General features: G+C 40.8%; 13 protein-coding genes and 1 pseudogene. 11 read left to right on the top strand and 3 right to left on the bottom strand.

Going from position 1 to position 6,974, the window contains the following annotated elements; genetic code table 11:
* The 4 genes and pseudogenes from IQ246_RS30030 to IQ246_RS28095 form a co-directional block, all read left to right on the top strand.
* Positions 1 to 299, top strand: a pseudogene (locus tag IQ246_RS30030) (hypothetical protein); the annotation flags it as partial.
* The gene (locus IQ246_RS28085; RefSeq protein ID WP_194006571.1) at positions 265 to 552 is read left to right on the top strand and encodes a hypothetical protein; all 288 of its coding nucleotides are present in this window, start codon (positions 265 to 267) and stop codon (positions 550 to 552) included. The pseudogene IQ246_RS30030 and the gene IQ246_RS28085, both read left to right, overlap by 35 nt.
* An 11-nt stretch (positions 553 to 563) precedes the next feature.
* Positions 564 to 740, top strand: coding sequence for a hypothetical protein (locus IQ246_RS28090; protein WP_194006572.1), 177 nt, complete (start codon positions 564 to 566; stop codon positions 738 to 740).
* Positions 741 to 820: 80 nt separating this feature from the next.
* Positions 821 to 1,102, top strand: a complete 282-nt coding sequence (locus IQ246_RS28095; protein WP_194006573.1) for a hypothetical protein — start codon at positions 821 to 823, stop codon at positions 1,100 to 1,102.
* Here the strand turns inward: IQ246_RS28095 and IQ246_RS28100 are convergent.
* Genes IQ246_RS28100 through IQ246_RS28110 form a run of 3 tightly spaced genes read right to left on the bottom strand, consistent with a single transcriptional unit; the run spans position 1,099 to position 2,157 of the window.
* Complete coding sequence (locus IQ246_RS28100) at positions 1,099 to 1,473, bottom strand: hypothetical protein (RefSeq protein WP_194006574.1); 375 nt, start codon at positions 1,471 to 1,473, stop codon at positions 1,099 to 1,101. The genes IQ246_RS28095 and IQ246_RS28100 overlap by 4 nt on opposite strands.
* The gene (locus IQ246_RS28105) at positions 1,470 to 1,802 is read right to left on the bottom strand and encodes a DUF5674 family protein (protein ID WP_194006575.1); all 333 of its coding nucleotides are present in this window, start codon (positions 1,800 to 1,802) and stop codon (positions 1,470 to 1,472) included. Before IQ246_RS28105 ends, IQ246_RS28100 begins: the two co-directional genes overlap by 4 nt.
* A gap of 13 nt (positions 1,803 to 1,815) precedes the next feature.
* Positions 1,816 to 2,157, bottom strand: a complete 342-nt coding sequence (locus tag IQ246_RS28110) for a hypothetical protein (RefSeq protein ID WP_194006576.1) — start codon at positions 2,155 to 2,157, stop codon at positions 1,816 to 1,818.
* A 177-nt stretch (positions 2,158 to 2,334) separates the two neighbouring features.
* Between IQ246_RS28110 and IQ246_RS28115 the strand changes: the two genes are divergently transcribed.
* The 7 genes from IQ246_RS28115 (at position 2,335) to IQ246_RS28145 (ending at position 6,697) form a co-directional block, all read left to right on the top strand.
* Complete coding sequence (locus IQ246_RS28115; RefSeq protein ID WP_194006577.1) at positions 2,335 to 2,604, top strand: hypothetical protein; 270 nt, start codon at positions 2,335 to 2,337, stop codon at positions 2,602 to 2,604.
* A gap of 895 nt (positions 2,605 to 3,499) precedes the next feature.
* On the top strand, positions 3,500 to 4,315 hold the full coding sequence (locus tag IQ246_RS28120) for a hypothetical protein (protein ID WP_194006578.1): 816 nt from the start codon (positions 3,500 to 3,502) through the stop codon (positions 4,313 to 4,315).
* A gap of 93 nt (positions 4,316 to 4,408) precedes the next feature.
* On the top strand, positions 4,409 to 4,936 hold the full coding sequence (locus IQ246_RS28125) for a hypothetical protein (protein WP_194006579.1): 528 nt from the start codon (positions 4,409 to 4,411) through the stop codon (positions 4,934 to 4,936).
* Complete coding sequence (locus IQ246_RS28130) at positions 4,899 to 5,429, top strand: hypothetical protein (RefSeq protein WP_194006580.1); 531 nt, start codon at positions 4,899 to 4,901, stop codon at positions 5,427 to 5,429. The genes IQ246_RS28125 and IQ246_RS28130 overlap by 38 nt, the downstream gene beginning before the upstream one ends.
* On the top strand, positions 5,426 to 5,830 hold the full coding sequence (locus tag IQ246_RS28135) for a hypothetical protein (RefSeq protein WP_194006581.1): 405 nt from the start codon (positions 5,426 to 5,428) through the stop codon (positions 5,828 to 5,830). The genes IQ246_RS28130 and IQ246_RS28135 overlap by 4 nt, the downstream gene beginning before the upstream one ends.
* A 4-nt stretch (positions 5,831 to 5,834) precedes the next feature.
* Entirely contained in the window at positions 5,835 to 6,509 is a 675-nt protein-coding gene (locus tag IQ246_RS28140; protein WP_194006582.1) for a hypothetical protein, read from the top strand.
* A complete protein-coding gene (locus tag IQ246_RS28145; protein ID WP_194006583.1) occupies positions 6,506 to 6,697 on the top strand; it encodes a hypothetical protein in 192 nt (63 codons plus the stop codon). The genes IQ246_RS28140 and IQ246_RS28145 overlap by 4 nt, the downstream gene beginning before the upstream one ends.
* Positions 6,698 to 6,974 lie beyond the last annotated feature (277 nt).

The raw sequence follows: 6,974 nt of genomic DNA on the forward strand, positions 1-6,974 counted from the left end.
CACTCATTGGAGGCACAATTATAATCAAAGGGGCTAGCGGGGCGAGTGTCAAAAGTCTGATTGCTGGTTCCTGCTTGATGCTAGGTGGAATAGGGATAGCTTCGACTAGCTTGTATCAAGTCAAAGTCGAATCAGAGATCGATAAAATACTAGAAGAAAGACGCAAAGCAATGCCCACGAATTGCAGGGGGTGCAGGAATTTTCACGGAATTAAATATGGGGGAGTGATGCTAGTTTGCGCGATACATCCAGGTGGTGTAGAGAATGAGCATTGCCCAGATTTTGAGAAGTTTGGTTAAAAGAAGGGCGGAACCGACAATGCTTAAATTCACTCAAAATCAACTAGAATTCTTACTTTTTGTGCAAAGCCAAGATGATTGGCATTGCGAAGCTTTCGTAAAAGTAGTCCAATCTCAAAGAAACGAGAATTTTATGCCTGACAAGAAGTTAGATGAGGCTGAGTTTGAAGAAATGATGGAAAAATTAGAGGCATTTTCAAAGGAGAAAATTTGTAATTTGCAAACAGCATTAAACTATCTTCAGTCTTTGTAAGGAGCAACAAGATGAAATTTGGACAAAATAAAAGTGGCGAATTTTATGCGGCAGACTATGTTCCCGAATCAGGACGTGTCGAAGTAGTTGATACAGATCAATCTTTAGAGAAATTACTAAACCGCCACAACATACCAGAAGACGACACGGAGCTACCACAAAAACAAAATGGCAAAAAAAGAAAGTAAGACCAGAGCCGCAGGTCATGATTTTACGAAGGTGCTGGACGAAAACGAACCACCGAAAAAGTCAAGGTAGGAACAATAAGATGACATTAACTTTAGATAAATCCTCCAAGATCAAAGAATCTTCTTTAACCAAAGCATTGCGGCATATAAATCAATTAAACTTCAAGATTGCTGAACTAGAGCAGCGGCATCAAGAGTATGTGCAGGGGCAGCAGAATCTCATAGAGACGATTGCCTCCATTTGTATGTCTTCGATGCAAGAGGTTGAGGCTCTACGTATTTTGGTCTGCAAAGGCGAAGCTCCGTGTCGGCGGTATTTGCGGAGTCTGTTGGTGAAAAGACGATTGGCGAGTAAAAACTAAGCGCTCAGTGATTCTGGCTGTGTATCGGCTATTTCCAGAACCCGACGCAACCAATCTTGTGTTTGAAAAGCAGCAGATTGCTTTTGTTGGGCATCAGTCCACATATCTTCCCAATGGAATAGCCAACGGGTCAAAAGACGAACTAAGTCAGCTAACTCACAGGCTCGGTCAATATCATCTGCCTCTACCATCTCTGGCACAGTCCATTCAATGAAGTATCTGCTTTCATCGACCAAAGCCAGTAACAAATCTGCTGATGATGCTTCAGTCCACAAAGATTGAATTTGTGACAAATGGGCAGCTAAACGATGTAACCGGGTAGGAACATCATCTTGCATAAAAATTTGTTGCTTTGGTGTCACTTCAATCATAAGTTTCCCAGGAATTCGATAATGATTTGGGCTACCCTTTCTCTAATATTAGGGTCAAGTATTTCCATTTTACGATTTTGGCGAGGACGGAGATTGACCATAGACTCATAGATAATTTTTCTTGTTAATGGCATAAAGCTGGCTGCCCAAATATCTTGTTGTCTACTGCCATCATCTAGCAACTTTTCTTCACAATCCGCGTGCAGACCACCACCACCAACCAACACTCGACGCTCAATATCAACTGCGGTTTTGATATAGAACTTGTGCTGTTGCAGCAGTAGTTCAAGTTGCTCAGGTGTGGCACGATTACGCAATAGAAGAATCAATCAACCGCCCTCACTAAATTTCCTCATGTTCATTTTCCGATTCTGGTAGCTCAACTTCACAATTGTTCATCAGACAACTCCAATCAACGCCATCCACATTTATGGATTCATCGTAACCATCAGCTTTTAGTATTTGTTGAATTAACTCCTCCACTGGAATTTTAAGTATCGATGCTTCTTGTCGCAAGTCTTTACAGACTTCTTTCCAGTTATCTGCATTAGAGACTCTATCGATTAAGATGGCTTCGGCCATGCGAGTTTTGGAAACTCCTCTGGTATGTCCCCAAAGCGATAAACGAATTTCTTTGACTATAGGAAGATTTACCGGAAATCGGCGATCGCGTTTTCTGACCATTTAAAACCTATATACCAGCACTAGATGATTTTATCGATTATACAATTAATATTTGGAAACCAATTAGTACATTTTTAGTTTCTAAATGGTACAAAATAACTAGGAGCGCCCCGATGAGGCTAGTCATCGGGACTTCTCCTACCGCAGACGACACCTGTAGTAAGGAGCATTAAAAGTATGCCACGCCGCCAGTTAGCAAAGATAGATAAATTTGCACAAGCCCTAATTACCCAAAGAGGTCGCTCAATTTCCCCAGGAGAATATGAGTATGTTTCTATTGGCGCGACATTAATTAGGGAGAATCTATACAAGTTTTTTGATGGTACTGGTGTACAGCCACCAGAATTGAAAACTGTAAAGAACTGGTTTTATAACGATTGTCCTGATTGGGCGATCGCAATACTTTCGCGTGAATTAATTTCCCGAAATCGGGAAACTCCCCAATAATCCAAACTCTTATTGCCCACCAAGCGTGGGTATTTTATTATTTAAATAGTTCAACAGTTCGACCAAACAATGGAGCAGTTAAGCGTTAAACGATGCCGAGAGTTATTGAGGATTCAATCGAAGGACACGATAAATAAATATTTGAAGGCTTTGAACTTATTTGGACAAGCTTATCTAAGTTGGTCAGAGATTAGACAAGTTTTAGAGCTACAGATTTTCTTGGGACTAAAACACGGGAGAAATAGCAAATCAATCTTTTGTAAAATGACACGCCAGCAGATTGAAGAGACGTTCACCAGCTATGGAGTCGATGTTGATGCCAGGTTAGCAGCCTTACAAAAAATACATAGAGGCTCCGTACCTAAAAACCAGTTTGTGTAGTCAGCCTTTCCAAAAAATGAACTGCCAAGATATTGCTGATTACACTCTAATACAATTGCATTGTAAGCGTTTGCAGCTTTTTGCCTTAAATGACACACTACATTTATTCTGCTGAATTTACCGAAAATAGCCTTGTTGGATTTTCACAAAAACCATAAGCAGCGATGTTACTGTAATACTACAAAGCTAAAACAATTACGGGGCATGGATTAAGCAGAACGTTAGGAAGTGGGGTGTACATTATTTGATTCTCAAACCCTTGAAAATGGGTACACTTTTTTCTCAATAGGTCAGTGAGTGTAGTACGAGGGGAATAAGTACAGATATCCATATATACGGAGATAGCGTAATGTGTACAGGAAAGAGAAGTATACAAAAACATCTTTTAATGGTGAGGTTGAGATAATAGAGAAAGAGGAAAGAACTTCATCAGGTTTGTTAGAATTTTGTACAGCCGTTATGGCAATTAGTCTTTCAATTTTGACAGCCACAATAATATTGCAGAGCTTTAACTATGCCAGTAGTATTAGAAGATTGGATAAGCCAATCAACCAATCTGAGAAATATATGCCAGAAGATTCGGGGAGCCAAAATTAGCTCACGCACATGGTATGAATGGGAGCGATTAGCAGGTGCTTGTTACGCACAAGGCAAAAAAGTCTGCGCTCGTCAATATACCCATGAGCAGACAAAAATGCTGTTGTGTTTGGCGACTTTACGCAAGCATCACCCACGTATCAGAGTGACTTATCGGAGTTTGAGAGATTATTTCCAGGCGAATGAATACAAATTGGAGGAAGTATTTGACAAGTACTGTAATCAGGTAAATTCCGGTGAGGCTTTTGTAGCAGATGAAGTCAAACAGCAACCTCTCAGAGTAGCGTTAAGTGAGGTAAAAAAGTGTTGCGATCGGATTATGAATCGGGAGATTTCGAGAAATTGTTGGGCCAGTTGGAAGCAGTTTTTGAAAATCCCGAAATATGAACGGTTTGTAGATGAGGGTAAGGCCTCGTTATTAACGTATATGGCTTGTTGGAGGCATGATTTTCCGACAAAAAAGTTTCCATTGGTGCGTCAATTGATAGTAATGATGACGAGTGCATCACGTCGGGCGATGACGATGGAAACAGCGTCTAGTGCCAAGATGTGGCATCAATGGCAGATGAGAGGGTGCAAAGGTAAAGACTTACGCAGGTATCTGGCAATGTGCGGTTATAGGGTGTCACTGCGGACTTTGTATAAGTGGGGCGATTTCAGCCAGCGAAGGCATTATTCAGTATCAGAGTTGCAAGAGTGGAAAAGAACAGCATCACAAAGGAAAGTGGCATGATCAAATTGCTAGATGGATTGAATAACGTTTTAGCTTACACAATTAATTTTGTGTTGTGCGGAGAATATTGCAATTTTAGTTAAGGAGAAAAGTATGGCAGCACGAAAAGGTGAATTGACAGTACAGGGGACAGAGGCACAAACATCAATAGAGCCTCAATCGATAAAAATAACTAAGGGCAAAGAACAAAAGGGAGTGCCAGTATTAAGTTCTTTTTCGCTGGTGATTGAGCAACTAGAAATAGCTTTTGATGAAGACTTGCGCCTAGCAATTTTTGAGCGATTAGTACGAGAGCAGCAACAGATTGCTCAACAAGCAACGCAAGAGGAAAAAGTTACTAAGGCATTTGAAATCGCTAGGCTAGAGGCAATTGAACAAGCAAAACAAAAGGGGAAGCAATCAGCCAGGGCAGAGATAGCACAAAGAAAAAGAGAGAAATTAGCAGCCATCCAAAAACAATTCATTGAAGTAGATCTTGAAAAACTCATTGATAGTTGTGACTATTTACCTTATGAAACGATGAAACAAACTATTGATGGCTTTGCAGCCCAAGTAGGTGTGAAATTGGAGTGGAAGGATTTAGATGATGGACAATTCGAGTGCATCCCAAGCATCACCTGAAGTACAAGAGTTTATCGACACAGTAAATCAGGGGAAAGGATTTAACACCGTAACCCAAATCATCAGTTCAGAGGTACAGCGCCAACTCGAAACCCACTTGATGGAATTTCAAGCAGCGATCGCACAGTCTAACTTGGCAGCAATTGAGGTGATGTCAGAAGAATTGCAGAAAATTAAGTCAGAATCAGCGACATTAAGTGGGGTAATGGAGAGATTAACCGCAGCTGTCGCTCCCGACCTCCCTGCAACCGAAGATGAAGTTGTTTCTTTCCAACAAGCGATTAATAATCTGGAACAATATGGAAGCATTATTCCCTCTCAATCTGATATCGTGGCTGCTCAGTTGAGGATGCGAAATCAACGGGCTTGGTCGTTGGTGTGGCAAGCTCTAGCCAAAATGTTGATCAAGAAATTGGAGAAGGTGTTTGCAGGTAAATCTAAGCAGTCTGATCCACTAGAAAAGAAGTTCAAAAAATTGGAGGAAGAAATTTGATTACAGCGTACTTCCATCGAGCGTATTGGTGCTACGAGAATAATTTGGGAATTGCCAAGATTCATTACGAGCCACTAGGAATTTTTGCAATATTATTTGAAAGTGGTATCCCCAAGATTAATGTCAATTTCTTGGACAATCAGGAGTTCTCCTACTATTGGCAGAAATATCGAAAAGCAGGAATGAACTTACTTTTAGGGGTGCAGATTGACCGCGATGTTGAATTAACCAGGGTGATTGAGAAAAATAACATTTTTAAGTTCCCTGAAATTAACTTAGAGGTCAAGTTAGAAAACAATATCCGTTCTTTCCGAACTGTAGGGGCAGAAGAATGGATTGAGTTTCAAGATGACGTGTTCGTAGAGTATCAGCCTTGTAAATCATTGATTCACGTTATTTAAACAAATGGCAAAAACAACACCGAAGACTGAATCGCCAAAAAACGAAGGATTAAATTTATCCGATTTAGGCGGTGACATTAACAAAGCTTTAGTTTTTCCAGATTCCCATTTTGGTTTGGAATCGGCTGTATGGGAGAATGCCCAGCGCATTGCTGATATGTTGCCTGTGAATGTCAGAGCTTTTGGCGACCTCACAGACGAGCATATAGTCTTAGCTGCGGAAAATGCTAAGGGCGCAGAAATCCAACTCAAAAATTGGACTGAGTACGACACACTTACCGGACGTTATTTGAAAGCTCTGATCAAAACCAGGGAAAAACAAGCATCTGTTGCTGAAAACGTTGGTGAGGCAAGGGTTACTCTTGCAGAGATGGAAAAGAACTTAGGGGTATCTCTTGCGAATCTCGAATCGAAATTCCGGCAAATAGTTGGGGGAAATCGTTCAGCCATAGCTGGTGTCCAGGATGATTTGGGAATTAGCTTAGGTAAGATTGCTGACCAGTATTCAGAAAGTAAAGCTAAGAAACAGGAAAAACTGACGGCTGAAACCACCAAGAAAGAACCAACTCCTTATGAAGAACAAACGAGCAATTTGGTGACTCGGTTTCAAGAACTTAGAAATGCTCGTTACTCTGGAACACCTGGAATCACACAACGCATTCAAAAGACAGCACAATGACGACTAAGCAAATAACTTTATCGATAACTGGATTTCTAGCATTGGTTGCATTTGGGTACTTCAGCACTCAAATAATTGGTGCAACAGCCACTTCCCTAATTGGGTTTGGAGGAATAGGTACGGGTGCTGTTTTAGAAGTTAAAAATCACAAATCGAAGCAACCCAAAAACAATGTCACAAATCTGTAAGATTCTAATTTGGATGTGCAGTTTTTTAGTAGCCAGTGCAGTTGCTCAATTAATCAGCTTACTGCCCTGGTCGTTTCTAGTTGTAGGAGTAAGTGCTGTAATTATTTACTCTCAGGGGAAAAATAGTAACTCAATGTTGCTACAAGTTATCGGGAGCATCTCACTTTTTGAAGTGGCTCAAACTGACAATAATCCATTGAGGTAAGCAGAGCGATGAGCCAGGACTTGAGGAACATTTTCTCGTTTCCATTGTGCCCCAGAAATCTTTGTTCGACGG

Origin of the sequence: aff. Roholtiella sp. LEGE 12411 (assembly GCF_015206995.1) — a bacterium.
Taxonomy (GTDB): domain Bacteria; phylum Cyanobacteriota; class Cyanobacteriia; order Cyanobacteriales; family Nostocaceae; genus Komarekiella.

Bases quoted from the DNA above. Each gene is read 5' to 3' on its own strand.
- IQ246_RS28085 (WP_194006571.1), top strand. From the start codon at position 265: ATGAGCATTGCCCAGATTTTGAGAAGTTTGGTTAAAAGAAGGGCGGAA.
- IQ246_RS28090 (WP_194006572.1), top strand. From the start codon at position 564: ATGAAATTTGGACAAAATAAAAGTGGCGAATTTTATGCGGCAGACTAT.
- IQ246_RS28095 (WP_194006573.1), top strand. From the start codon at position 821: ATGACATTAACTTTAGATAAATCCTCCAAGATCAAAGAATCTTCTTTA.
- IQ246_RS28100 (WP_194006574.1), bottom strand. From the start codon at position 1,473: ATGATTGAAGTGACACCAAAGCAACAAATTTTTATGCAAGATGATGTT.
- IQ246_RS28110 (WP_194006576.1), bottom strand. From the start codon at position 2,157: ATGGTCAGAAAACGCGATCGCCGATTTCCGGTAAATCTTCCTATAGTC.
- IQ246_RS28115 (WP_194006577.1), top strand. From the start codon at position 2,335: ATGCCACGCCGCCAGTTAGCAAAGATAGATAAATTTGCACAAGCCCTA.
- IQ246_RS28120 (WP_194006578.1), top strand. From the start codon at position 3,500: ATGCCAGTAGTATTAGAAGATTGGATAAGCCAATCAACCAATCTGAGA.
- IQ246_RS28125 (WP_194006579.1), top strand. From the start codon at position 4,409: ATGGCAGCACGAAAAGGTGAATTGACAGTACAGGGGACAGAGGCACAA.
- IQ246_RS28130 (WP_194006580.1), top strand. From the start codon at position 4,899: ATGATGGACAATTCGAGTGCATCCCAAGCATCACCTGAAGTACAAGAG.
- IQ246_RS28140 (WP_194006582.1), top strand. From the start codon at position 5,835: ATGGCAAAAACAACACCGAAGACTGAATCGCCAAAAAACGAAGGATTA.
- IQ246_RS28145 (WP_194006583.1), top strand. From the start codon at position 6,506: ATGACGACTAAGCAAATAACTTTATCGATAACTGGATTTCTAGCATTG.